The sequence below is a fragment of the Methylosarcina fibrata AML-C10 genome (genome assembly GCF_000372865.1).
In the GTDB taxonomy this organism is placed as follows: Bacteria; Pseudomonadota; Gammaproteobacteria; order Methylococcales; family Methylomonadaceae; genus Methylosarcina; species Methylosarcina fibrata.
Genome location: NZ_KB889965.1, coordinates 2,966,530 through 2,992,389 on the forward strand (window position 1 = coordinate 2,966,530; position 25,860 = coordinate 2,992,389).

At 55.2% G+C, this 25,860-nt stretch carries 14 protein-coding genes; 4 read left to right on the forward strand and 10 right to left on the reverse strand.

The genetic code is table 11. The features are described from left to right. Positions 1 to 282: 282 nt before the first annotated feature. The 3 genes from A3OW_RS0113960 to A3OW_RS28630 all read right to left on the reverse strand — a co-directional run bounded on the left by A3OW_RS0113960 (position 283) and on the right by A3OW_RS28630 (position 8,168). Positions 283 to 3,615: a DEAD/DEAH box helicase family protein gene (locus tag A3OW_RS0113960; RefSeq protein ID WP_232422388.1), complete on the reverse strand. Its 3,333-nt coding sequence runs from the start codon at positions 3,613 to 3,615 to the stop codon at positions 283 to 285. Positions 3,616 to 3,708: 93 nt separating this feature from the next. After that, a complete protein-coding gene (locus A3OW_RS27185) occupies positions 3,709 to 4,230 on the reverse strand; it encodes an REP-associated tyrosine transposase (protein ID WP_083918213.1) in 522 nt (173 codons plus the stop codon). A gap of 311 nt (positions 4,231 to 4,541) precedes the next feature. Continuing rightward, on the reverse strand, positions 4,542 to 8,168 hold the full coding sequence (locus tag A3OW_RS28630) for a site-specific DNA-methyltransferase (RefSeq protein WP_020564067.1): 3,627 nt from the start codon (positions 8,166 to 8,168) through the stop codon (positions 4,542 to 4,544). A 342-nt stretch (positions 8,169 to 8,510) separates the two neighbouring features. Here A3OW_RS28630 and A3OW_RS0113985 point away from each other — a divergent pair, with 342 nt between their 5' ends. Beyond that, positions 8,511 to 9,158 carry a class I SAM-dependent methyltransferase gene (locus A3OW_RS0113985; RefSeq protein WP_020564069.1) on the forward strand — a complete coding sequence of 216 codons (648 nt, stop codon included), beginning with the start codon at positions 8,511 to 8,513 and terminating at the stop codon, positions 9,156 to 9,158. Positions 9,159 to 9,248: 90 nt separating this feature from the next. Here A3OW_RS0113985 and lon read toward each other — a convergent pair whose 3' ends face one another. From lon to A3OW_RS0114025, 7 genes are all read right to left on the reverse strand, one after another. Next, positions 9,249 to 11,696 (reverse strand): endopeptidase La, encoded by a 2,448-nt coding sequence (gene lon / locus A3OW_RS0113990; protein WP_020564070.1) that lies wholly within the window; start codon positions 11,694 to 11,696, stop codon positions 9,249 to 9,251. 9 nt (positions 11,697 to 11,705) lie between these two features. After that, positions 11,706 to 12,107: an Hsp20/alpha crystallin family protein gene (locus A3OW_RS0113995; protein WP_020564071.1), complete on the reverse strand. Its 402-nt coding sequence runs from the start codon at positions 12,105 to 12,107 to the stop codon at positions 11,706 to 11,708. A gap of 321 nt (positions 12,108 to 12,428) precedes the next feature. Next, positions 12,429 to 12,989 carry an HPF/RaiA family ribosome-associated protein gene (locus A3OW_RS0114000; RefSeq protein ID WP_020564072.1) on the reverse strand — a complete coding sequence of 187 codons (561 nt, stop codon included), beginning with the start codon at positions 12,987 to 12,989 and terminating at the stop codon, positions 12,429 to 12,431. A 444-nt stretch (positions 12,990 to 13,433) separates the two neighbouring features. Then, positions 13,434 to 14,759, reverse strand: a complete 1,326-nt coding sequence (locus tag A3OW_RS0114005; RefSeq protein WP_020564073.1) for a pyridoxal-dependent decarboxylase — start codon at positions 14,757 to 14,759, stop codon at positions 13,434 to 13,436. Between the two features lie 144 nt (positions 14,760 to 14,903). After that, positions 14,904 to 17,768, reverse strand: a complete 2,865-nt coding sequence (locus A3OW_RS0114010) for a cation-translocating P-type ATPase (protein WP_020564074.1) — start codon at positions 17,766 to 17,768, stop codon at positions 14,904 to 14,906. 144 nt (positions 17,769 to 17,912) lie between these two features. Next, positions 17,913 to 19,292, reverse strand: coding sequence for a sensor histidine kinase (locus A3OW_RS0114020; protein ID WP_020564076.1), 1,380 nt, complete (start codon positions 19,290 to 19,292; stop codon positions 17,913 to 17,915). Beyond that, the gene (locus A3OW_RS0114025) at positions 19,270 to 19,959 is read right to left on the reverse strand and encodes a response regulator (protein WP_020564077.1); all 690 of its coding nucleotides are present in this window, start codon (positions 19,957 to 19,959) and stop codon (positions 19,270 to 19,272) included. Before A3OW_RS0114025 ends, A3OW_RS0114020 begins: the two co-directional genes overlap by 23 nt. Positions 19,960 to 20,168: 209 nt before the next feature. Between A3OW_RS0114025 and A3OW_RS0114035 the strand changes: the two genes are divergently transcribed. From A3OW_RS0114035 to A3OW_RS0114050, 3 genes are all read left to right on the forward strand, one after another. Continuing rightward, positions 20,169 to 22,364 carry a bifunctional SulP family inorganic anion transporter/carbonic anhydrase gene (locus tag A3OW_RS0114035; RefSeq protein ID WP_020564079.1) on the forward strand — a complete coding sequence of 732 codons (2,196 nt, stop codon included), beginning with the start codon at positions 20,169 to 20,171 and terminating at the stop codon, positions 22,362 to 22,364. 78 nt (positions 22,365 to 22,442) lie between these two features. Next, positions 22,443 to 22,895, forward strand: a complete 453-nt coding sequence (locus tag A3OW_RS25040; RefSeq protein WP_157385897.1) for a hypothetical protein — start codon at positions 22,443 to 22,445, stop codon at positions 22,893 to 22,895. 330 nt (positions 22,896 to 23,225) lie between these two features. Beyond that, positions 23,226 to 25,814: a response regulator gene (locus A3OW_RS0114050; protein ID WP_020564082.1), complete on the forward strand. Its 2,589-nt coding sequence runs from the start codon at positions 23,226 to 23,228 to the stop codon at positions 25,812 to 25,814. Positions 25,815 to 25,860: the final 46 nt, after the last annotated feature.

Genomic DNA, 25,860 nt, shown 5'->3' on the forward strand with positions numbered 1-25,860 from the left:
GGCGCGTCCGACCGGTGCTGGCCGCAGGTTACTACGGCAGGAATTTGCGCGGCATGGCCCGATGACCCTGGATTCCATCTTGTTGTACACCCTGAGCTGTTTTTTCGCGAGTTACTTCCTTCCACGACCTTCGCGGGTAATTTCCATTGCCCGCATTTTTTTAAACATCCATGAATCGCAGTTCACCGGCAAAAAAAATCAACAAAGTGTTATCCGTCCTGGACATTCTAAAAAACGGCAGCCCACGAAGCAGGATGTGGCTGAACCAAAACTTGGCATGCTTTAATCATCAGGAACGATATTTTTCATCAGGATTTCCACATAGGCCGGCGTATCCATAAACAACACGTGCCGATCTTCCCAATGCTGACGGTCGTATCCCATGGCTTCGACCAACTGATAACGGGTCGGAGTGACGATAAAACTCTCCAGCCGAACATCTTTATCAGACAGACGTTGCTCGATTTCCTTGATGACTTTATGGAAACGCACCTTGTCGTGCTCCGGCCCTTCATGGGTAATGCCATGCGGTTCGATAAAGGCGACGACCTGTCGTTTGCCGGTAACCGACCACAAGATAAAATCGGGATAAAAATTGCCCGCCTCGAAAAAACCTATGCCGCTGCCGCGCGATTTATTGCGCAACAGAAAAATGGATGTTTTGTTTTCGAGCAGCTTGGGTTCATGGGCTTCCAGCCAACCCATCAAATCCACGACGAAATTCTTCTCGCTGTCGTTGAGCGAAACCTGGGCAATCGAAATCAGACAGTCTTTCTCTGCATACAACAATGGTTGATAGAGATGATTATCCAAAATGCAGGCTTGCAATTTCTTAGCTGGAATTAGTCGACTACCTTTCCTTGCATTAATTTCTTCTTCAATTTCGGACTTCAATTTTTCGATGTCGGCAATTAAATCCGCTTCGCTGGCATCGACCGTCAGATGGTAGGATTCATTATCTTTTGGTAAATTGTCATCGTTTTTTTCCAACTCCCGAACTTCAAACCGGGGTCGAATAAACGCGTCCACGGAATGCAAGTAATACCGTTTGCAGTATTTTTTCAGCAACTCCAGGGCCATTTGATTCCAGACGCGCACGTTGGCGTAGTGATTCATCGCCATCAGGTTTTTCGGCACGTAAAGCACGTACCAGTCATGACGTTTCAACAGGCTGTGGATGGCTTGCGGCACAATGATCAGGCTGTACAGATTTTCCCTGGCCTTGTACTGTTCCAAATCGAAATAAAGCTTGTTGATGTCCAGAAAGGCGATGTGCTCATCGCTGAAGGCCGCTTCATTCGCATTGGCGGCAGCGGCGCCCGATTTTACCCCTTGCGCGACGATTGCCTGAATCTTGGGATACCAGTCCACTTCGATGCGGTTTTTGCGCATCGCCTCCGGAACCCCGCCGAGTAAGGGCATCGCTCTGTCGCGGGAAAAACTGTATTCGCGGCCGTCGCTTTTTTTCAGCTTGGGCCGGATCACTTTCAGCTTGTGGCCAAAATCGTAAGTGACGTTCATCGGAATCTGGAACACTTCCTTGCGGTCGTTGGCCGGGAGACCTTCTTCTTCCAAAAAGCCGCGGAATTTCTCCATAAAATCGGCCTGCACCCCGAACACGTTCAAGGTTTCCAGGTAATGAACGTATTCCGGTTGTTTGAGCGGAGTCGCCGCCCGCGAACGTTTCAACGACCACTCGTAGCCTTTCAAACGCACGCCCCGGCCAAAAAGCTGAATGATTTGCGAACCCTCGCTGCGGCCGACGCGCATCAAACCCAAGGTCGAAACCCGCCAGCAATCCCAGCCCTCCACAAACTTTTTCGCTCCGATCAGCAGATTGATCGGCGAGGACGATTCCTTGATGCCGGCGAATTGCGCGGCTACAAAATCGCTGTCGTCCACTACGATTTGCGGGCAAGTTTCTTGTATGTGCTTCGCCAGCCCCAAAGCATCGCCGACATTAATCAAGCCGAAATGGTTGTCCCCATGACCGGCTTTCAAAACCAACTCGCCGCTATCCCCTTTCAAACGCAGAACGTGCAATTGACCGCCGGCGCGGTTGTTGAACAACGTGCCGAGGATGTCGGCGTGCATCTCGGCAGCCTTCTCGCCTTTTTGTAGTTGCTTGCGCAGAAACAAAAATGCGCCATGGAAAATATCGTGGCCGTTCCTATCGACCAAGCCGGTCGCGGTGCCGTTGTCGTGCAACAAGGTTTCGATCGATTTGACGGCTTGCTGTGGCTCGGACAGAAATCGGTTGATGAAACGCAACACCTGCACGATATCGGAGGCGGTGTCGTCAACGACCGTCTCGCCTTTTTTATTCCTTTCGGTGGCTTTGGCAACGCTCGAACCGACAAACACCCAGAGCGGCTTCTCGACGTTATAAGCCGCATATTGAAGCCTGCGTTCGCGGTACAAGCGCAACTGCTGGTAAAAACTCAGCAAACAGGCCGACAGGTATAAAAACTCGTGATCGGTTTGCGTTTTGGGAATGTTGAAGATGCGATAGTCCTTGCCGTAACCGTCTTCATAAAAATAACGGTAGGAATAATCGAACAATACCGCTTTGGCGTAACTTTCTTCGATTTTGGCGTTGCCGGAGGCTTTGACCGCCTCTTTGAACGTCGCCGAATATTCGAACGCAAAGCCTTTTTCTACCAGCCGTTCGCGCTGCTTCATCCAGCCTTCCTCTTCCGCCTTGCCCATGCCGCGATGGCCTTCGTCCACTAAGATCAGGTTCTGATCGCCGAGGTTGCGGGTAGCGATGGTATTCGGGCCGTCCTTGTCGCCCAGCTTGGTGATCTCGATAAAGTCTATACGGCTCAAATGGCCGTAACCACTGGCGAAAAGATTGGCGGTACTGCCGATGTCATTGTTGTCCAGCACCAACCTCGATACTTCGATGCCGCTCTGTTTCAACTCTTGTTCGTGCTGGCTGCTCAAGCCTTCGTTCGGCGTGATCAACAAAGTGCGCGTCACGGCGTCGTGCTTACCGGCTTCCTTGGCGTAATGGGCAAACTGGCGATAGTTGATGTGCATCAGCAGGGTCTTGCCGGAACCGGTCGCATTTTGCAGGCACAGTTTATTCAATTCGTCTGCACTGTATTCGCTGATGCCGGTGCTGTACTGCTTGGCGTGCCAATGGTCATTAAAGCGCCGCACGTAATCGTTCAATTGCGCCAAGAGTTTATCCCGGTCGGCAAGGTAATGGTGCAGATAAATTTCCGCAAACAACAACGACAGCCATTGGTAATATTTCCATTCGATCGGCCGGTCCCGGCCTTCGTTGAGCCACAGCGTGTGGGCGACGATGTTTTGCTCGTAGTTGAGCAGCGCCGCCGGACTCAAGGTGGCGCCCGGTTGCCAATGGTTTTGCAGTTGCTGATAAAAATAATGCAGGTTGTCGCTGTCCAGACCTTCCCGGCAATCGCGCAATTGTTTCGCCAGCAACTGCATGGGACGCACCCGGCGGTTGCCGTCTTGATGTTCAGCAAAAGTATCGATGCCCAGCAAAGACAGGATCCATTGGTTCAGTACCAGCTTGTCGGCAAACGGCAATGTTTGTCCGGTCTTCTTGCCGCCGGTCTTAGCGGTTTTGGGTTTTACAGCCATTTGAATCGTCTCAATGTAGGGTGGATAAGCGAAGCGCATCCACCAAATTTGCCTTCCATGGTGGATGCGCTTCGCTTATCCACCCTACCTTAATCACTCGCAATCGATGTTTTTTATGTTATCCGGCAATCCGCCGGCACCCCAGCCAACGTCATACCAACCGGCTGAAACAAATTTTCTAAATGATGAATAAGGCCATTCGCCAGGAGAGCTAACCAAGCCATGTTTAACAGGATTGAAATGAATATAATCCACATGCCGCCGCCAGTCGTTCTCATCGCGAATGGCATGCTCCCAAAACCGCCGCTGCCAAACATCGCGTTCGCCCGGTCGTCTTCCCGAATCACCGATACGTTTGGAAACGTATTTTTTGATTTCCCGCCAACGCCCTGAAAAATCCGCATCTCCGTTAGGTAAGCGCCAAAGGCAGTGCAGATGGTCGGGTAAAACCACTATGGCGTCGATCTCAAAAGGTTTCGCTGCCATCACTTGTTTAAATGCTGCTCGCAAAACAGCTACATTGCAAGACTCGGAAAAAACGGGTCGGCGTCGGTAAGTCACCACTGTAAAAAAATAGCTGCCTCCAGGAATGTAGACGCGCCGGTATTCGCTCATTCTGTAACCGCCATTTAACTTATCTCGACGTCGATGTAGGGTGGATAAGCGAAGCGCATCCACCAAGCCTTTCATGGTGGATGCGCTTCGCTTATCCACCCTACTTGATACTTACCGCCACCAACGGCGTATGCGCTTGATAGCCAGCAAGCGGGCTTTTTGTGCGGCGCGGAGCAAGGCCGTCTCGACCGAACGGGCATTTTCGTCTTTAGCTTGATTCAAGGTGGCCGCCTTGCACCATTCGGGCCGGCAATGATAACGACTTTCTTGGCCAAATACGGTTGACCTGACGATTCGGCAGGATTCATGCCTTACTCCCCGGCCCACATTGCGGCATGGAAAGCCTCTTCGATCAACCGTACCTTGGTCTGCTCGCCTTCGACAACAGGATTGGGCAAGGCATGGCTGCCGTTGACGTAAATCACGCCATAGGCGTGTTCGCGCGGCGAAATCTGCAATTTTTCCAGCAGGTATTTTTGCAGCACCGCATTGTCTTTTTCCGGGTTATCGGTCAGCTTGCGCCAGACGATCAGCGTCGGAACTTTCGAAGTATTGTCGCCCGGCACTTTTAAGGTGTAGCCTTCGATCAGGCGAAACCAATAACGCGGTTCATCGTGGTCGTGATGCTTGGTGGATGCGGCTCGCGCCTTATCCACCCTACCAATGCCATTCGTCGTAGATGTAGGGTGGATAAGCGAAGCGCATCCATTACCAATGCCATTCGTCATGGACGTAGGGTGGATAAGCGAAGCGCATCCATTACCAATGCCATTCGTCATGGACGTAGGGTGGATAAGCGAAGCGCATCCACAGGATTCTCCGGCATCCAAGGCCACCGGCTTCAGCCGCGTACAGCGCAAGCGGGTGTTTTGATCTTGCGGCAAGTCGGGATCGGTTTCTCGGGCGAATTCCGCCGAAAATGTTTGCGGCGCGGCCATGTGCCGCACCCACAAGCCGATCAGCCAGTTAAAGGTTTCGATCAGATCGATGCTTTGCATCGTTTGCTCGTCGCTGCCCGGCTTTTTAATCCGCATTCGGTAAGCGGCCGGATCGCGAAAATCGGCGACGTTCAGCAGGCTTTGGCTGCCTTGGGTTTCCACGTCCAGGAAATAATTGAGCAGATAATCGCGGCGCAACTCGGGATTGCTCGCCAAGGCCGCATCGCGGGCGGCATCCTCTTTGAACACCAGATTGTTCAACACGTCTTCGTAGCTTTCCAGGCGCAGGTACTTGAAGCAGTGGCTGATGCCTTGGCGGGATACGGGCTTGCCGTCTTTCCAGTCTTTGGAATAGACGACTTTTTGGATGCGGGGTTTGAGGACGGTATTGAAATGATCGCCTTGCTCAACAAGAAGGTATTTGCGATTACCGTTATCTTCACGGTTGAGATTAATTATTGCGTGGGCAGTTGTCCCGGAACCAGCAAAAAAGTCAAAGACACTAGCCGTCTTCGAAGTCGTAATATGCAGTAATTTTTGAATGAGTCGGGTCGGTTTTTGCGTAGAAAACGTGCCTTCTCTGGAAAAAAGATCGCTACCTTCCTTTAAGCCTTCTTGCGAATGTCCAGAGGATTGATGATCCCACCATGTCCATGGGACCATGCCTTCCATTTCATTCAAAAACCGTTTTACTGCAGGACGGCCGGAACCGTCTTTTCCGAAAATAATACGTTTATCTTCTTTTAACTTTTCGTAATTTTCTTGCGTAACCATCCAGCAACGTCCCGGCGGCGGTGTAAGCTTTCGACCATTTGGCGTTTCTATTTCATACATTTGGTTAGGACGGAAACCAGGCGCCGTAAAATTATCTGCCTTCCAAGGTCCACGAGGATCATTATCCGGATTAGAAAACTGTTTGATTTGGTCATTTCCTAAGGGCAATAGATTACGCTTTGCCTTGAATTCAAAAGGATCAGTTGCGTAAACCAATATATATTCATGTGCATCGCTAATTGCTTTGCGAATATCTGGAGAATATCGCTTTTGCCATATCAGGTCGGCTATTTTGCAAGCATCTCCATATAATGACGATAATAACAGGGATAAATTAACCACTTCGTTATCGTCAATAGAAACGGAAATGCTGCTATCATCGGCTTGCAAGGATTTTGCCAAAGCTAATCGGTTATGGATATTCGATAACCAGCTCGAATGCTGGTAACTATCTTTATAGGCAAATCCATCTCCGCCCGTGTTATACGGTGGATCAATATAAATACACTTCACCTGCTCCCGATATTTCTCCTGCATCAAGCCCAACGCCTGAAAATTCTCCGAATGGATCAGCACGCCGTCGCATTGCGCGTCCAAATCGGGAATTTCGGCCAGCAACCGCTGTTTGAAACCTTCTTCGAATAACGCGGTATCGACCAGCAGAAACGGATTGGCTTTGAGAAACTCCAGCGTGAGCGGCTCGCTGTAGCCGGGGTGCGTCAGATCCGCGGCAATTTCCGCCGCTCCCGGCATCCTGCCTCCCGCGGCATTCGTACTTCCCTGTACATCCGCCGCTCCCGGCATCCTGCCTCCCGCGGCATTCGTACTTCCCTGTACATCATCAATAGCAAACAACTTGACCCATTCTTCGCGCTGGCGATCGTTGGCGGCAACCTCGGCGTAAAAGCTTTCCGGTATGCGCTCCAGAGTGATGCAGTAATGGCTTTCGGTGACGAATTTTTTCTTCAGCCACAGCTTTTTTTGGAACTCTTCGAGTTGCGCCAGAAACGCAATCAGTTGCCGGGCGATGCGGCGCAGTACGCGGATTTTGGCCAGATAGTGTTCGACTTGCGGCGCGTCGGCGTTCTCGACGTCGTCGAGGCGCATGATTTCGTTCTTGATGTAAAAATCCAGCTCGCGGCGCAGGAATCCGCCGAGGTCTTTATGGATGAAGTAATCCATAGTGTTGCGTGCGGCGTATTTTTGCAGGTATTTGCCCAGCAGGGTGCGTTTGTCCTTGCTGTCAGTCGGCGCTGGCAACGTCAGTCCTTTAAGAAAATCCACCGCGGCCGGTTGGTTTTGCAATGCCTTGACGATGACGGCTTCCGCTTCTCGCAGCCGGGTTTCCTGCCATTTATTGTCCTGACCGGTTTTTTCGGCATCGGGGCGGTATTCGAAATTGATTTGTAGGGTGGATAAGCGTAGCGCATCCACCGGCGCGTCGGTATCGGTGGATGCGCTACGCTTATCCACCCTATGTTCGCCGTCGATGAATTCAACCGGCCTCGCGGCGTGGATCAAGAAAAAGCGTTTCTGCTCGCTGGCAGCCTTGATGTTGCCGTGCTCGCCTTCGCTGGCCGCGACGATGCGGAAATGCACTTTTAGCGGTTGTTCGTCATGGCTGGCGAATTGCTCCAGTCCCGGCGTTTTGGCTGATTGCGCTTGCTGGCGGATCGCTTCGTTGAGGTCGAAGCTGTAGTTGTTCAGATATTCGCTGCTCTTGATGTAATACTGGTCCTTGTTCGCCCAGTGCAGATACACCTCGCGCCCGTCATAAGGCACGGCATAAGGCGCGGCGCGGCTGCCGCTTTCGCGGGCGTAATAACGGCGCGACATGAAGTCGCCGTTGTCGTAATAGCGTTCGAAGAAACGGTAGAGATGGTCGTAAATTTCGCTTTCGGCATGGCCGCCGTCCTTGGTCTGCTCATAAGCGGCCTTGGCTTCCTTGACGCCGTCGGTATCTTCCGGGTTGGGCGCGTCGAATTTTTTGGCTTGTTCAAGCGCCGCTTCGTAGTTTGCCCTGGCTTCCGCGATCCGGTGTTCATCGGCTTCGCCAAAGGCGTCCTGAATGACTTTGAGCAGGTCGTTTTCCAGAAAGTGCGTAATCTGCACGCTTTTGGCGTGCATGATTTTATAGAAACCGAAATCCAGTTCCGGTTGATCAAGTTGGAAGAGCTCTTTCAGCAGGTTGACGAGGCGGGTGCGGTATTTATCGGTATTGTTCATTATAATTTTTTAGAAAAGACGCCGGCATCGGATAGAGATTGCGACAGCCGGCCTCTGCCGTTGGGCGCATGCTGCAGTGTAAGCTCGTGCGCGAAATATTTCGCATGGAAGGACGTGATCACTTGCAAGAATTCACCATCTCGGAATATTTCATCGCAACTGTTTCAGCAATATACTTTGCACGCGCATAGCGGCAATTTGTACGTTTCTGTCCGAAAACGTCAAAAATTTCTTTATTATAGATAGGCCATGACGTTCAGGTCGAACAGGGGGCCGACTATTTTACCAGTGAGTCGGTTATCCTCTCCAAAAACGCTCGAAAGCACTTCGCTACCATAACAAATGACTAAACAACCGCACTTCATCCCCGCCCTGCATTTTCACTGGCTGACGCCGTATTACGATTTTTTCATCGAAAAGACCTTCCCCGTGACCGAGCTCAACGCCTGTCTGCTGCAGGAAGCGGAGATCAGTCCGGGCGATGCGGTGCTGGAGGTGGGCTGCGGCACCGGGACGCTGGCGCTGCTGGTCAAACGGTCGGCGCCGGACGCTGCCGTGGCGGCGCTCGACGTCGACGCCCGAATTCTGGCCATCGCCCGGCGCAAGGCGCTTGCTGCGGGGCTGGCGATCGGCTTTCAACAAGGCTCGGCCAGCCGGCTGCCTTACCCGGACAACCGTTTTGACCGGGTTCTTTCCGGGTTCACGTTTCATCACCTGACGGACGAAGACAAGCGGCATGCGGCGGCGGAAGCGTTTCGGGTGTTGCGCCCGGGCGGCGAATTCCATCTGCTCGATTTCGGCAAGCCGTATACGCTTTACGGCAGGCTGGTGTCGTGGGCGCTGCGCTGGACGGAAGAGATGGACGGGAATGTTCGGGGACTGCTGCCGGACCGGTTGCGCGCGGCCGGTTTCGCCGAGGTGGAAGAGCGGAGACGATTTTCGACGCTGTCGGGCTCCGTGTCGTTGTACCGGGGGCGGAAACCGGGATAAGATTTTACTCTAACAGACAGAAAATCCGTTATTGTCGGGTTACGCTGCGCTAACCCGACCTACACAGGCTGCCGAATTTCGGAAACCCCTCTACGAAGCCGCTGCGGAAGGATTCTGCTGCGCCCCCTCCAGCGCCACCTTTAACGCGTCGTCGACGTTTTCCAGCCAGACAAACCGAAGCTGTTTTCTGACGACGTCGGGTATTTCCTCAAAATCCCGTTGGTTGCGTTTCGGCAGCAGTACGGTTTTGATTCCGGCCCTGGCGGCGGCGATCACTTTCTCTTTGATGCCGCCGACCGGCAGCACCAATCCTCTGAGACTGATTTCGCCGGTCATGGCGACGTCGCTCGGCACGGTGCGCTCGGAAAAGGCGGAGTAAAGCGCGGTGAACAGCGCGATGCCGGCGCTGGGCCCGTCCTTGGGGATGGCGCCCGCCGGCACGTGGACGTGCACGTCGCTGTGCTCGAACAGGTCGGGGTTCAAGCCCAGCGGCTGCGCCCGCGCCTTGACCAGGCTCAGCGCGGCCTGGGCGCTTTCTTTCATGACTTCGCCGAGCTGCCCGGTCAGGATCAGTTTGCCGTTGCCGGGCAACCGGGTCGCTTCGATGAACAGAATATCGCCGCCGGTCGGCGTCCAGGCCAGCCCCGTGGCGACGCCGGGCACACTGGTGCGCATCGCGACTTCGCTTTCGAATTTCCTGGGCCCGAGAATGGCCGGAATCTGCTCGGCGTCGACCCGTTCGTGCTCCGCCTGGCCTTCGGCGATGCGCATTGCAACGTGGCGGAAGACCGCGCCGATTTCCCGCTCCAGGTTGCGGCAGCCGGCCTCGCGGGTGTATTCCTGAATGATGGTCTCGATGGCGCGGTCGGTAATGAAGCATTGCTCTTCCGTCAGGCCGTTCGACTCCAGTTGCCGGCGCACCAGATAGCGCCGCGCGATCTGCGCCTTCTCTTCGAGCGTGTAGCCCGACAGCTCGATGACTTCCATGCGGTCGCGCAAAGGAATCGGAATGCTGTCCAGCACGTTGGCGGTGCCGATGAACATGACGTGGCTCAGGTCGAAAGCCACCGCCAGATAATTGTCGCGGAAGGTCGAGTTCTGCTCGGGGTCCAGCACTTCCAGCATCGCCGAGGACGGATCGCCGTGAATGCCCGTGCCGAGCTTGTCCATCTCGTCCAACATGAACACCGGGTTATTGGTGCCGGCCTTGCGGATGCCCTGAATGATGTTGCCGGGCAAGGCGCCGATGTAGGTACGCCGATGGCCCCGGATTTCGGCTTCGTCGTGCACGCCGCCCAGGCTGGTGCGGACGAACTCCCGTCCGGTGGCGCGAGCGATGCTGCGGCCCAGCGAAGTTTTGCCGACGCCCGGAGGGCCGACGAAGCAAAGGATCGGGCTCTTGCCGTTCGGATTCAGCTTGCGCACGGCCAGAAATTCGAGGATGCGCTGCTTGACCTTCTCCAGGCCGAAATGGTCTTCGTTGAGAATGTCCCGGGCTCTGGCGATGTCGATGTTGGCCGGGCTCGCCACCGACCACGGCAGTTCGGTCAGCCAGTCCAGATAGGTGCGCAGCATCGAGTATTCGCCGCTGGCGTCCTGCATGCGCCGCAGCCGGTCGAGTTCCTTGCGCGCGTGTTTTTCCACTTCTTCCGGCATCTTCGCAGCGGTAATGGCCTGATCGATTTCCTCGATCTCGGCGGCGTTCTCCTCGTCTTCGCCCAGCTCTTTTTGAATGGCTTTCATCTGTTCCCGAAGCACGTACTCGCGCTGGCGTTTGCCCATGGTTTCCTGGGTTTGTTCGCTGATCTGGCTGGACAGCTTCAGAACCTCGATGCGGTAATTCATCAGGTCCAGCGCCCTGTCGAGCCGTTTTTGAACGTCGAACAATTCCAGTATCTGCTGCTTCTCTTCGGCCTTGGTGATCAAAAAGCTGCTGATCAAATCGACCAGCATGCCCGGCGAAGTCACCGACTGGATCGCGTTGATCAATTCGGCGGGCGCCTGCCGGGACAGGTTCAGGATTTCGGCGGCCTGCTGCTTGAGCGTGACCACACGGGCGTCGATGCCCTTGCCGGTCGCCTCGGATTCTTCATATACGTCGATCCTGGCGACCAGAAAAGGATAGCCCGGCAGAAACTCCCTCACCCGGAAGCGCTGCTTGCCCTGGCAGATGATGTGGTGGTTGCCGTCGGCCGCGGTCAGATACCGCAGGATCTCTGCCACGGTGCCGACTTGGTATAATTGGCCGGGTCCGGGATCCTCGTCGTTGTCGTTCAATTGCAGCAACAGGCCCACCGGTTTTTCGGAACGGACGGCGTGCTGCACCGCCGCAACCGATTCCTTGCGGCCGATGACCAGCGGCAGCACGACCTGAGGAAACAGGACGGTGCCGCGCATCGGCACCACGACGAGCGCATCGTCGGGGACGGCCGGAATTTTCCCGAAAACGTCCTGGTCCGACGGCAAAGCCTGTTTCGGAGCCTCTTCCGAACTCGACAGCGAGTCCAGAATCAGATTTTTAAGATCCTTGATGTTCATAAAAATCCGTTACATTTTTCGCAAGGTAAGGAGCAGGCACCCCTGAATCAGTTCATGGGTTCCCAGTTCAAAATCGCCTTCGGGAAGTTCGATAGACCGCTCAAAACGCCCGTAAGGAATTTCCAGCCGCAGGATTCGAGCTTCCGTTCGGATCGGCAGATTGCGCTCTCCCTGAATATGGATCCGGTTGTCTTCCAGAGCGATGCGAACATCCTCGGGGCTGACTCCGGGCAAAGCCATCATGATGATGAATTCCTCCGCGGTCTCGTAAACATCGATCGGCGGTTCCCAGGTGAGCCGCTGCACCGGCCGCGCCGACGGCCTGAAAAACTGCCGATGCAGCCGATCGGCCCGGTCGAGCATTTCACAGGCTTCCGCCCACATCAGTAATTCAAGATCGCGTAATGGCATGTACGTTAGTCCTACGATGAGCTGATAAGTTTATTTACTGCCCTTCTTCGCGTTTTTCAACAGCCCGCAACCATGCAATAAAGACAACCCGATACTCGGAGTGAGGCCCGTCCCGGATGGCAGGAAGACGGTTTGGCCACAGTACGCGTTTTTCTCAAAGATGCTCGAAACTGTCCATGGCGTTGCCAAGCCGCGGTGTGCCCTCCCATGACCGTAATTAAACGATTGGACCCGCCGAAAGGACGTTTTTATCCGTCTCTTTCATCAATCCTTTGTAAGCCCGCACAAAACTTTAAACCCGACCGCATCGATAAAGCGGTTTCACGGATACACGATAGTGGCCTGAGGACTCTCTTCGTCAGGACTTTCCTTGCTGATGGCTTCTTCGACGAAACGGACTTCGTCGCCCACCAGAAGAGCCTCGAAGCCTTTGCCAACCACGCTGTTTCGATGAAAATAAACTTCACGGCCGTCCTCGGCTTCAATAAAACCGTGGTCCCGTTCCGGAACCAGGCGAATCACGACGCCGTTCGTCTGCAAATTGTGCGTTTTCACTTCGCCGCGCTGAATGCGGGCATAGTCTTCGAGTTGCCTGGACGCGGCATTAAAAGCATCCCGTATCGCAACATAGGCATCCTCATGCTCTTTGCGGTCGTGATGATCCCGGCTGACCACAATTTCCCGGTTCGGCGTCGTGATGTCGATACGGACATGATATTGATTCCCCTGGTGGTGATGCCGGTGGTCGGCTTCCACGGCCACCCGGCAGCTCATAATGTGCGAATGAAATTTTTCGAGTTTATTGACTTTTTCACGAATTCGGGCCTCGACGGCTTCGGAAGGAGGAATACCACGAAAAATGATCTGTAATGGGATTTGCATGTCACTGTACCTATGAATAAAGTTGTGTTTGCTGAGCAGATTTTAAGTCGTCGGCGCATGGAGGGTATCGTAAAAGCTCCCTCTCCCCGTGGGAGAGGGTCGGGGTGAGGGGGAAAATAAAGTAACACATTGATTTATACCCCTCTCCCTGCCCTCTCCCCTCGGGGAGAGGGTTCTGTATTGATTTTTACGACAGCCTCGCATGCAAAACGGATCCGGTCGGTTCGAATGGCGAGACGTAGACAAGATTATTACCAGATTCTAATACCATAGCGCGTGCCTTTATCTCCACCCATCGATTGCACAGCCGATTGGGCCACATTCTTCTGTCTCGATTCCTTCTACTGGAGGTCTCATCTCCAGTGTCGAAAGACGGTTTATCTTAAATGGATTTTGATTTGAGTTGCAATGAATTCCGGCGGGCATTTCTCGCTCCGCCGGAATTCAAAAACCCGGCGGGTCTTTCTCGAGATCGTCCAGAAATTCCGTCAGCACGCCCCGATCGGCATGCGGCATGATCACCACGTGCGCATAATCCAGCCGCTGCGAGCCGATCGTCAGATGCATCGTGGCCAGTGAATATTTTTTCACCAGCCGGTCGCTCGGCCTTCGGAAAAAAACGGTGTTGGACAGATCGTTCATGCGCGCCGGCTGCCAGCCGGAAAAGCGGGACTGCATCCGCTCCATCAGCCAGGACGTGTTCGCCAACATCGATCGTGCGTCTCTTGCCAGTCTTTCCTGCGCTTCGGGCGTCGAAAAATAATAAAACTCCGCCGGCTTGACCGCATCCCGGGAGCAGGTGATCGTGCCCGGCACTTGGTGGATGTATTCGGGGTCGTGAATGCGGCCGAACAGTTCGTTAAATTCCTCGAACCGGCTTTTTGTCGTGATGAACAAACCGGCCGGCGCCGGAAATCCGAAAAACTTGTGGCAGGATACCGCAATGGAATCGTAACGCGGCGTGCCGGGATCGGCCGTGCTCCGATAAGCCACTTCTCCGGCATGAGCCGTAAAGGGAAGATAGCCCCCGAACAGAGCGGCATCCAGATGCAGATAATAAGAATGCCCCTTGAGCGCCTGCCGAATCCGGTCAAGGGAATCGACGGCTCCCTTGAAAGTAGTGCCGACGGTGGCCACCACCAGCGCCGGACGGGAAACGTTGTCGGCCAGCTTCCGTTCGAGATCGGACGGATCCATGCCGCCGTCGGGCAGCGTATCGACGAATACGGCGTCGAGCCCCAGCAAATCTCTCAGGATCTGGATCGAGTAATGCGCTTCCCGGGTGAAATACACCTTGGGCAATTTGCCGGTACGCCCTTGCAGAAGAGTCCGCCCCATGTACATGCCGTGCATGTTGCTGTCGGTGCCGCTGTGCGACAAAAAGCCCCAGATGTCCTGCGGCGGGAAAGCATACAGCTTGCTCATTCCGGCAATGAGCTCGCGCTCCAGATCGTGGGTATTGTAAGGAATGGCGCTTTCCTTGTACGGATTGCCGACATTGTTGTAGGCAAATTGGCCGATGCCCACCGACTGCAACTCTTGCCGCCAGGCAAAAAATTCTTCGGAGGGCATGGTCAAGTTGACCGGGTAACCCAGAAAACGGTTTTTCAGCCGGGCCAGCCCGGCCTTGTTTGCCAGCGACGGATGGACGGTTCCGGAAGAATGTGCGTCCCGATCGGCCGGGTCTTCAAGAAAGGGAGGCGTGCATCCGGTTGCTGCCGTGAGCAGCCCTGCTGTGCTGTAACCCAGAAATCGACGACGTGTCAGCATAATACTCCGTGTATTGATTTATCCGGCCGAGTTCCCGGGCCGGCTGAAGAGCCTGCAAGTTCTCGGGGACTCGACCCCGGCGCAAGGAAAACGCTCTCGGTCGGCCCGGGAGGCAGGCCAGGGAGAGTGCCGGGAATTATACAATCAAAGCTTCCCGGAGCGGAAAAAAGAGACGGCTTTTCTCAGCAACTTCCGCATTTCTTCCAGCACCAGTACGGACGCCGCAACGCCGCCGGCCGTCAGCCAGTCCGAAAGGCTTAATTCGGTGGTGCGGAATATGAGCTGCGCGGGCGGCCAGTGGGTGGCGATGAATTGTAGAATAACGACGCCTAAAATCGACAGCCAGAGCATTTTATTGGCAAAAAACTGCTCGTTAAAGGCCGTTTCCCGCTCCGAGCGCGCATTAAATACGTTAAATACCTGAAATAGCACAAAGGTAGTAAAAGCCAGCGTTTTCGCATGAGCCTCATCGCCGTTCAGCAAATCGTGATAGAGAACGCCTAAGGTGCCGACGGCCATGGTCAGGCCGTAAGCAAACAGATTGCCGAAACGGCGCCAGGAAAGAATACGCGCCTCGGTAGCGCGCGGCGGCTCGGACATGGTGCCGTCGCGACACGGGTCGATGCCCAGCGACATCGCGGGCGGCCCGTCCATGATGATGTTGATCCAGAGCAACTGCACCGCGCTGAACGGCAGCGGCAGCGCCAGCAACGGCGCCGAAGCCACGGTCAGAATGGCCCCGATGTTGGTCGACAACTGAAACCGGATGAACTTCACCATATTCTCGTAAATAACCCGTCCTTCCCGGACCGCTCTCACGATCGTGGCGAAATTGTCGTCGGCCAGCACCATCGTTGCGGCTTCCTTGGCGACATGAGTCCCGGTAATGCCCATGGCGATGCCGATATCGGCAGTTTTCAGCGCCGGGGCATCGTTCACGCCGTCGCCGGTCATTGCGACGATATGGCCTTCGGCTTTCAGTGCCTGAATGATCCGGACTTTTTGTTCCGGGGCGGTGCGCGCAAAGACGGCAATCCCGTCGATCAGGGCGGACAAACTGCGGTCGTCGAGAGCGGCCAGCTCGCTGCCTTCGATCACTCGGCCCGACAAGCCCAGTTCTTTCGCAATCGCGCTTGCGGTTATTTTCTGGTCGCCGGTAATCATCTTGATCCGGATCCCGGCGCGATGGCAAAGCCGGATAGCCTGCCTCGCTTCCTGCCGGGGAGGATCCATCAAGCCGATCAGGCCGAGGAAAGTCAGATCCTCGATGTATTGAAACAGATCGCCCTCGTGCTCGAAATCGTGCAAAAGCAGTGTTCTCTCCGCGACCCCGATGACGCGCAGGCCGGTCTCTGCCATCCGTTCGTTTTGCGCCAACAGTGCTTCTGGCCGCATCGGCATAGGCTCGCCTTCTTCACCGGCGGCAAAACGGCACATTCGGATCAAGACTTCCGGCGCGCCTTTGATGAATAGCCGGATCTTTTCATCCTGCCGATGAAAAGTGGCCATAAATTTATGGGCCGCATCGAAAGGCAGTTCGGCCAGGCGCGGCCATTGGAATGCAATCTCTTCGTTGTCGATGTCGCCTTTGGCCGCCAGCACCAGCAATGCCGCTTCCATCGGATCGCCCAGCGCCCGGTTTTCCCGGACGTGGCTGTTGTTGCACAAGACCAGCGGGAGCAACAAGCGGCTGAGGTCGGACGGCGCTTTTTCTCCGTCCGCCGGGCGAATCTCGCCGTCCGGTCGGTAGCCGCTGCCGGTCACGCGAAAGTTCCGCCCTTGGTAAAAGACGGAGCGTGCGGTCATTTCATTCAGCGTCAGGGTTCCGGTTTTGTCGGTGCAGATGACGGTTGTGCAGCCCAGCGTTTCCACCGCAGCCAGCCGTTTGACGATGGCGTGCTGCCGCGCCATCCGATGCAGTCCCAGAGCCAGGGTCACGGTCACCACCGTGGGCAATCCCTCCGGAATTGAGGCCACAGCCAGGGCGATGGAGGTAAAGGCGGTCTGGAGAAGTTCCTCGCCCCGCAACAGATTAACGGTAAACAACAACCCGATGACCGAAAGCGCGATCGCGGCCATGCGCTTGCCGAGCCCGTCGAGCTGCCGTTGCAAAGGCGTCGCGGCGTCTTCCGATTGCGCCAAAAGACCGGCCAGTTTGCCGATTTCGGTCGCCATGCCGGTCTCGGTCACGATCATTTCGGCGCGCCCGCGGGTCACGGCATTGTTCATGTAGAGCATGTTGCTGCGTTCGGCCAGCGGCAGGGAAATCGAAGCCAACGCCTGGCTCTGCTTGGCGACGGGCAGCGATTCGCCGGTCAGAGAGGATTCGTCCACTTCCAGCGCGTGAGCGCAGAGTATGCGGCCATCGGCCGGAATCTTGTCGCCGGCCTTGAGCATGACGACGTCCCCCGGCACCAGCAAATCGGCGGCCAGGGACTGGCTGCGGCCGTCACGGCGCACTTCGGTCTGCAAGGCCAGCATTTTTTTTAATGCCGCCAGCGATTTTTCCGCCTGAAACTCCTGATAAAATCCCAATAGCGCATTAATCAAAATGACCACCAGGATGACCGCGCCGTCCTGAAGGTCGCCCACGAAGGCGGCCAGCGCCGAAGCGGCCATCAGGACCAGAATGAGAACGCTCTTGAACTGCGAAAAAAACAGCAGCCAGGGCGACCGGGCGGGCGCTTCCGCCAATCGGTTGGGGCCGAAACGCTGCCGGCGCGCAGCCGCCTCGGCTTGCGTCAAACCGCCGGACGGATCGGAAGCCAGCGCCGCCGCTACCCGGTCGAGCGGCATCGTATGCCAGTCGGGCCGTTCCGGCTCTTTTGCGGCGGCGATCGGTGGTTGCCCCGGCGGTACCGGCCGCCCGGCCCCGAGCCGGTGGCGGCAGGCTCGATAAAGCCGGGACACCGCCCAGGAAATCAATACCGCTCCGGCAGCGATCAGCAATGCGGCTAACGAAATAACGGCTATCGCCGTCAGTAAATGGCTTGCGATGGGGTCTTGCATAGCTGGGAAAGCACTCCGGTTAAGATCGAATGATTGCTTTTGACTTTGCGCGGACTCGTTCTGCGGCAAGGCCGGCCATGGCCATCGGAACATTCGTCGCCGCGAAGGTGAGCAGGAAAACCATTGGACAGAAAGCGAACCGCTTCATTCAGAACGGTGGTTAAAGACCAGCTCGACGCGGGTTCCGCCCAGGTCTCCGGCCCGACTCACTGCAATCCGGGCCTGGTGAAGATCCGCAATTTCCTTGACGATGGCCAGACCCAGTCCGCAGCCGTTGCCCTGACTGCCCGGAATCCGGTAAAAGCGTTCGAAAACCTTGCTCAGTTCGTCGGGCGCCATACCGGGTCCGTCGTCCTCGACGACGAGCCGCGGCCGGAGGCCGGCTTCGAGCTTCACCAGAATATTGCCGTGTTCGAAACCGTAAGCGATCGCATTGTCGAGCAGATTGGCCAGAAGTTCGCCGAGCAGGATCCTGTCGCCTCTGACGTACACGGCCCGGTCCGGGCCTTCGTAGCCGAGCTCGATTTTCCGGTGCAGCGCCTTCGGCACCCAGTCGATGCAGATCTCCCGCACCAGCGCGCTCAAATCCACCCGGTTCAGTTCCGGGCTGCCGGAAACGGGTTCGGACCGGGCCAGCACCAGCAGTTGCGTCGTCAGATGGGACAGGCGGTCCGCGCATTCTTCAATCTTCGCCAGGGCCGGCTTCATCGCGACCAGATCCTGTTCACGCCGGGCCCGCTCCGCCTGAAGCTTGAGTCCGGCCAGCGGCGTGCGCAATTGATGCGCGGCGTTGGCGACGAAGCGCTGCTGGCTGGCGATGGCCAGGGCCAGGCGCTCGAACAGGCCGTTGATGGTGTTCGCAAGCGTTTGCGCCTCCAGGAAAACGTGGGTTTCCGGAATCGGCTCCAGATCTTTCGGGGAGCGCTCGGCGATGACGGCGGCCAGGTCGTGCAGCGGTTGCAAACCTTTTCTGAGTCCTGCGGACAAATACGCGGCAGTCACCACGATCAATAAAATCTGCGGAACCAGATCGGCCAGAAAAATATCCCGCATCATCGTCCGGCGTTTGTTGCGGGTCTCGGCGACGTAAACGGCAATTTTATCGGGCGCGGCGACGTCGTCGATGCGAACGGAAACGATTCTGACCGGTTCGCCGTACATTTCGTCTTCGTAAAAAACGGAGCGGGAGCGGTCGGTTTTCCGCTTTTTCGGCTCCGGCACCGAAGGGTCGCCGGCGAGAACGCCTTTTTGGGAGGAAACAATTTTAAAATAGGTTTTGTCCAGTTCATCCCATTTGAAAATCGCCAGAGCCGCCGGAGGCAATTCTACGACCGCCTCACCGCTTTGCACCCTTATTTCCTGCGTCAACGACTTGGCCGAATCGAGCAACCAGCGGTCGTAGGCTTCGTTGACGTAATAAAACGTGAACACGTAAGTCATCGCGATATCGAGTATCACGAAACAAACAAGAGGAACGACCAGCCGAAAAAAGAGTTCGCTCTTAAGACTTTTGATTTTCTTCATCCTCCGTCCTCTCCAATAAATAGCCGAGCCCCCGCACCGTTCGGATAATGACGCCGTAGGGCCGGATCCGCTTGCGCAGACGGTGAATATAGATTTCAATGGCGTTGTCGGTCAGAGCGTCGCCGTCGGCCGACAAGCGTTGACCGATCCGGTCCTTGCAGACGACTTTTCCGGCCTGCAGCAACAGGATTTCCAGAGCATTGTATTCACGCCTGGACAGCGCAATCGGCTGGCCTTCCGCCAGCACCTGATGATTGCGCGTATCGAGCGTCAGTTGCCCGATGACGATGTCGTTCCGGAAGCCGCCGTAACAGCGGCGGATCAGGGCGTGAATTCTGGCCTCCAGTTCCCTGAGTTCGAACGGTTTGGTCAGATAATCGTCGGCGCCCTGCTCGATCCCGACGATTTTGTCGTTGACACTGTCGCGCGCGGTCAGGATCATGATCGGCACCGGCACCTTACGATGGCGCAGTCTGCGCAGCAGTTCCAGCCCGTCCATGTCGGGCAGCCCCAGATCCAGAATGACCAAATCGAAGTCTTCCGCCTTCATTAAAGACTCGGCGTAGGATCCGGAAACGGCCGGGGTGACTCGGTAGCCGTTTTGAGTCAGCGTATGACTCAATCCGTCCGCCAACACGGCATCGTCTTCAACTAATAAAATTTTCATTGGCCCGAAGTTTTGAAAGGTTGATGAAAGCTTTCGCGGCTAAGATAAAAATACTTAAAAAGAATAACGCCGCCAATGCTAGTGTACCTGATGCCGAACAGAAACAAATAGAGGCGCGTTTTTGACCTGCGAGGTTTTGAAAATCCCCTCAGGTCTTTTAAAAAACGCCGTTCTTAACTATAAACCCATTCGATTAAAGGATTGACAGCGTGTCCGGATTCGATTTCAACAACCTGAAAACCACACTGAAAAACGATCTTCCTGCGGCCATTGCCGTGTTTCTGGTCGCCATTCCGTTATCGCTGGGGATCGCCCTGGCCTCCGGCGCGCCGTTGTTTGCCGGCTTGATTACCTGTATCGTCAGCGGACTGATCGTCGTTCCGTTAAGCGGCTCTTCGCTGGCCATCAGCGGACCGGCCGCCGGTATCGCGATTATCGTCGCCTCCGACATCCATGATCTCGGTTTCGGCGGGTTTCTGCTGGCCCTCGTCTTTGCCGGAATCCTGCAGATTCTGATGGGCATGATCCGGGCCGGGGTCATTGCGTATTACTTTCCCTCCTCGGTCATTAACGGCATGCTCTTCGGGATCGGGATCATCCTTTTTTTGAAACAGTTGCCGCATGCGGTCGGCTATGACCTGGACTACGAAGGCGACGATTCCTTCCTGCAACTGGACAGTTTCTCGTCGTTTTCCGAACTGTCCCACATGCTGGAGTTCGTGTCGCCGGGAGCAATCCTGATCGCATCCGTGTCGCTGGCCGTGCTTGTTTTGTGGGAACAGCCGTTCGTCAAGAAACATTCTTTCTTTCACCTGCTCCAGGGCGGCTTGACCGCCATCCTGGCGGGCGCCGGCATCAATCAGTTGTTGATCGCCTATTTTCCGGAGATGGCGTTGGAGAGCACTCATCTGGTCAATATTCCGGTATTCCAGAACACGGCCGATGTGTTGAGCCAGTTGTATTCCCCCGATTATGCGCAATTCGTGAATCCCAAAGTCTACGTAACCGCGTTGACGCTGGCGATTGTCGCGAGCCTGGAGACTCTGCTTGCGGTCGAAGCCGTGGACAAACTGGACCCTTACAAGCGGGTCACCTCGACCAACCGGGAACTGGTGGTCCAGGGCATCGGCAACATCGGCTGCGGTTTCATCGGCGGTTTGCCGATGACCCAGGTGATCGTGCGCAGCTCGATCAACATCGAAGCGGGCGCCAAAACCAGGGCCGCCGGTTTCATGCACGGCCTCCTGCTGCTGGTGACGGTTATTTTCATTCCGGCCGTGATCAACAAGATTCCGTTGGCGAGCCTGGCCAGCATCCTGATGGTGACCGGTTACAAGCTGGCCAAACCGGAAGTCTTCAAGTCGATGCACAAAGCGGGAAAGTATCATTTCGTGCCTTTCTGCATCACCGTTTTGGGGTTGGTGCTGACCAACATGCTCACCGGCATCCTCATCGGGCTGACCGCCGCTTTCATTGCCGTCCTGCTGGAGAGTTACAGAACTTCCTGTTATTTCTTCGAAGCCAAAATCGGCAATAAAGCCATTTTGAGGCTGTCCGAGCACGTCTCGTTCCTGAACAAGGCCAATATCCAGCAAACGCTGGAACACCTGCCCGACCATTCGGAAGTGGTGATCGACGCGACCCGTTCGAAATACATCGATTACGACGTGTATGAAATCATCCAGAATTTCAGGCGCGAGGCGGAATTGAGGAACATCCGGCTTACTGTGGAAAATCTGCGGGGCTACGGGCCGTTGCCTCCGCTCGAGAATGCACGGGCGCAGACCTACGATTCCCAGCAATCGTTGACCCCGGCGAAAGTGCTGGAGCTGCTGAAGGAAGGCAACGAACGGTTCATGAACAACCTGAAATCGAACAGAAATCTGCTGGAACAAGTCAACGACACCCGCCAGGGGCAATTTCCGATCGCCATCATTCTAAGCTGCATCGATTCCCGCACTTCGGTGGAGCTGATTTTCGACCAGGGTCTGGGCGACGTTTTCAGCGCCCGGATAGCGGGCAACGTGGTCAACAGCGACATTCTGGGCAGTATGGAATACGCCTGCAAAGTGGCCGGGTCCAAACTGGTCGTGGTGCTCGGCCACAGCCATTGCGGCGCCATCAAGGGCGCCTGCGCGGACGTCGAACTGGATAATCTCACCGGGCTTCTGACCAAGATCAAACCCGCGGTGCATTCGGTAAGGCAAAACGAGCCGCCCGAAACGCTTGCCGACGAAAAGAAGCTGGTGCAAAGGGTTGCGGAGAAAAACGTCATGTTCTCCGTGGCCCATATCAGAAAGCAAAGTCCGCTATTGAACGCCATGGCCGACAACGGCGAAATCGGAATCGTCGGCGCCATGTACGATATTGAAACCGGAAAAGTGGATTTTTATCAGGACAGTTGAGTGAAGGACAGTTAAAACATAGGCCGTCGCGACCGGAACAGCGGATCCGGCCGACGGCGCGGATTGAAGGTGATCGACATGGTTGAATATGTGTCCATTATTCTCGAAAAATTTCATACGATTCGGGAAGGTTATAGAAAAGCATTGGCTTATGGCATGATCGGGACGATCGTTTACGCCCTCCACGACGTTTTGATCGATTGGACGCTGCACTCTCTCCATATCGCCTTCGAATGGTTTGAATTCGGCCTGGAGGAACTGATCGAGCATGTTTTCCATACCACCCGACAACAAACGCAGGCGATTGTTTTTTATTTGCTGTTGTTCCTGGGGCTCTTTATCTGCTACCGCCTCGCGCTCAAACTGATCGCTGTTTATCGCCATCTGCAGGCACTCGCCAAAGTTCGGTGCGCGGAATTTAAAATCCATCTGCATTGCTTCTGGAGCGATCAAGCCGTCATCGAAAAAATCCCGTTCATCCTGTCCGGTTCGGCCAGTGTCGCCGTGATGGCTTTTTTTCTTTTCAGTTAATGCTTCTCGGGAGCTGTCGGTAAAACCCGGTCGCGGGGAAGTCACAGATCAATCAAGACGGCGGGAATGCCGACTTTGTAAGTTTCCGGCGATCCTTCCCGCTCTGCGAGCGGAAGTGAGAGCATTGTCTTATCGCCCTGCCGGGAATGCATTCGCCCGGCCAGCCTAATCATCCCTCGCCCACTGCCGCTATTTAACCTCGAGCGTCAGATAACCGCGCCGTTTCGTAATGGCTTCCGATCGTTTTCATTTTCTCCGGAATATCTCTAACAAAGGGCATAATGAGATAATATAAGGCACTTTTTGCATTTTCGGTGATACGGTTTTGCTATGACCCTTGGCTTTTCCATTATTCGTGCCGCTCATTATGCCTTCCTGATTATTCTGATTGCGGGCGTTTATTTCCTATTGGGTCTGTTCGGAGAAATATTCAAGGTCCCCCCCAGCAATTCCGGTGGCTTCTGGCCCCCTGCCGGGATCGCGCTGGCCGCGTTGTTGTTATGGGGCAAGCGGGTCTGGCCGGGCATCTTTATCGGCAACTTCGGCATCAGCGCCTATGCGTTCGGTTTCGATGGCGCGTCCGTTCCGATCTATCTCGCCACCGGCATAGGGGCGGTTCTTTGTGCCTGGGCCGGAGCCTGGGCCATTGAGCGTTTCATCGGCTTTCCGGATCCGTTAACCGAAGACAGAAACATCCTGATCTTTATGCTGATCGGCGGGCCGTTGGCCTGTTTGATTCCAGCCACGGTCGGCATGGCCGCCATGTATTCGAAAGGGATCGTCTCTTTAACCGAGCTTCCCGGCAACTGGTTCAGTTGGTGGGTCGCCGATACGATGGACGTGCTGGTGTTTACTCCGCTCATGCTGATCCTGTTTGCGGAACCCCGGCCAATCTGGCGCAAGCGCTTCAGCTCCGTGGGCATGCCGCTGATCCTGACCTTCATATTGGTGGTGATGCTGTACGGCTACGTAAGCCGTCTCGAGCAGAAACAGCAACAGCAACAATTTGTCGATCAAACCGCCACTCTGTCGCAAGCATTAATCAGCCGCATCGAAGGCAATATTCAGGCCATTGAAGCGGTAAGGAATTTTTTCTACGGTTCCCGGCAGGTCGAGGAAACCGAATTTGTTCTGTTTACCCGGCAATCCCTGTCTCAATTCAGGGAAATCATCGCCTTCCGCTGGCTCAATTTCGACCCGAACGGCGAGAGCCGGATTGCTTTTTCTTCCAGCCTTGACGGTACACGAAACGAGGGCGGCGCAGCCGACCGGCTATTGCCTCCGCCTATCAGCAAAATGATCAAGGAGGTTCCTCTTTCTCCCGAAAGAATTTCGATTACCGTCGACAACGGCAAAGCCTGGTTTGCTATGGCTGTCGCGTTACCGAGAGAATCGAACAAGACGTATCTGCCGGGAGTGATTTTGACGTCGGTATCGGTGGCCGACATGGTCCGGTTGGCGTTTCATCGTCTCAAAACCGACGGCTGCCTGTTGACTATCGGGATTGCGGACAACAGCGGATCGGACAGCAAACTCGTTTACGGCGATGCCGGGATCGACTTTGCGCAATACAAATCCGGCCAGCAATTTTCCGTGCCCATCGCCGACCGGTACCGCTGGCTGGTCACGTTTTATCGGAATCCGGCCATCGTCAATTCCTACATCCATTGGCCGTTGTGGTGGGTGTTGATCAGCGGCCTATTGTTCACCAGTCTTCTGGGCATGGGCTTGTTGACGCTGACCGGCCGTTATTACCGAACGGAATCGATGGTCGAAGAACGGACCGCCGCCTTAAGACAGGCCAAGGAGGCGGCGGAAACGGCCAATATCACGAAAAGCCAGATTTTGGCCAACATCAGCCATGAATTACGCACTCCGCTCAACGGAATTTTGGGGTTTACCCAGTTATTGCAGAAGAAATCTTCGCTCGCCGAGGAAGATAAAAAGAAAATCCAGATCATCAGACAATGCAGCGAAGACTTGTTGACTCTGATTACCGGCATTCTGGACATTTCTTCCTTTCAATCGAACAAAATAAAGCTGGGCAGCAGCGAATTCGACTTTCACGCGTTCCTGAACCAGATCATGGAAATTTTCGTGCTTCAGGCCAAAGAAAAACAGTTGGAACTGGTCGTCGAAAATCATGCCGTTCCCCGCTACCTGATAGGCGATGAAAAACGCATAAGGCAAATCCTCATGAATCTGCTGGACAATGCCCTGAAATACACCGACGCAGGGCGCATCACCGTTTCCTCCGGTTATCAACACGGCCACCTGTATTTATTGATCAAGGATACGGGCAGCGGGATTGCCGAAAAGGATCTGGAAAAAATCTTCCGCCCTTTCGAACAAATCAACGAATCGGAGTATGCCAGGCCCGGCGTCGGGCTGGGCCTGGCCATCACCCATGAACTGGTCAACATGATGGGCGGCGGCATCTCGGTGACCAGCCAGTACGGGGCGGGCAGCGTTTTTTCGGTCTCGCTGCCCTTGCCTGCCGGCGAGTCGGCTTCTCCGGCCTTCGCACATCCGGGCCTTGCCGACAGCGAAAGCGAGGAGAGCGTTCATGTATTGATCGCCGACGACAATGAAATCAATCTGTTATTGCTGGCCAACCTGCTTGAGCTGCAAGGCTGCAAGGTGGACTCCGCGGTCAACGGCATGGAGGCGCTGCAACTGCTGATGACCCATTCCTATCAGCTCGCCCTGATCGATCTCAACATGCCGGTCATGAGCGGCCTGGCCTTGTTGAAGGAAATCAGAAAGCTGCACATCGCCGTAAAAATCGCGGCGATCAGCGCGTATGCCGATGAAAAAAAAGTTGCCGAAGCGCTATCTGCGGGGTTCGACGATTATCTGACCAAACCGGTCGACGAAGACCGCCTGATCGCGCTGATCAAATCGGTCAGCCGCCGGTAGACCGGTTGCGGCATCCATCACGCCGAGAAAGACGAATTGTTAAAGA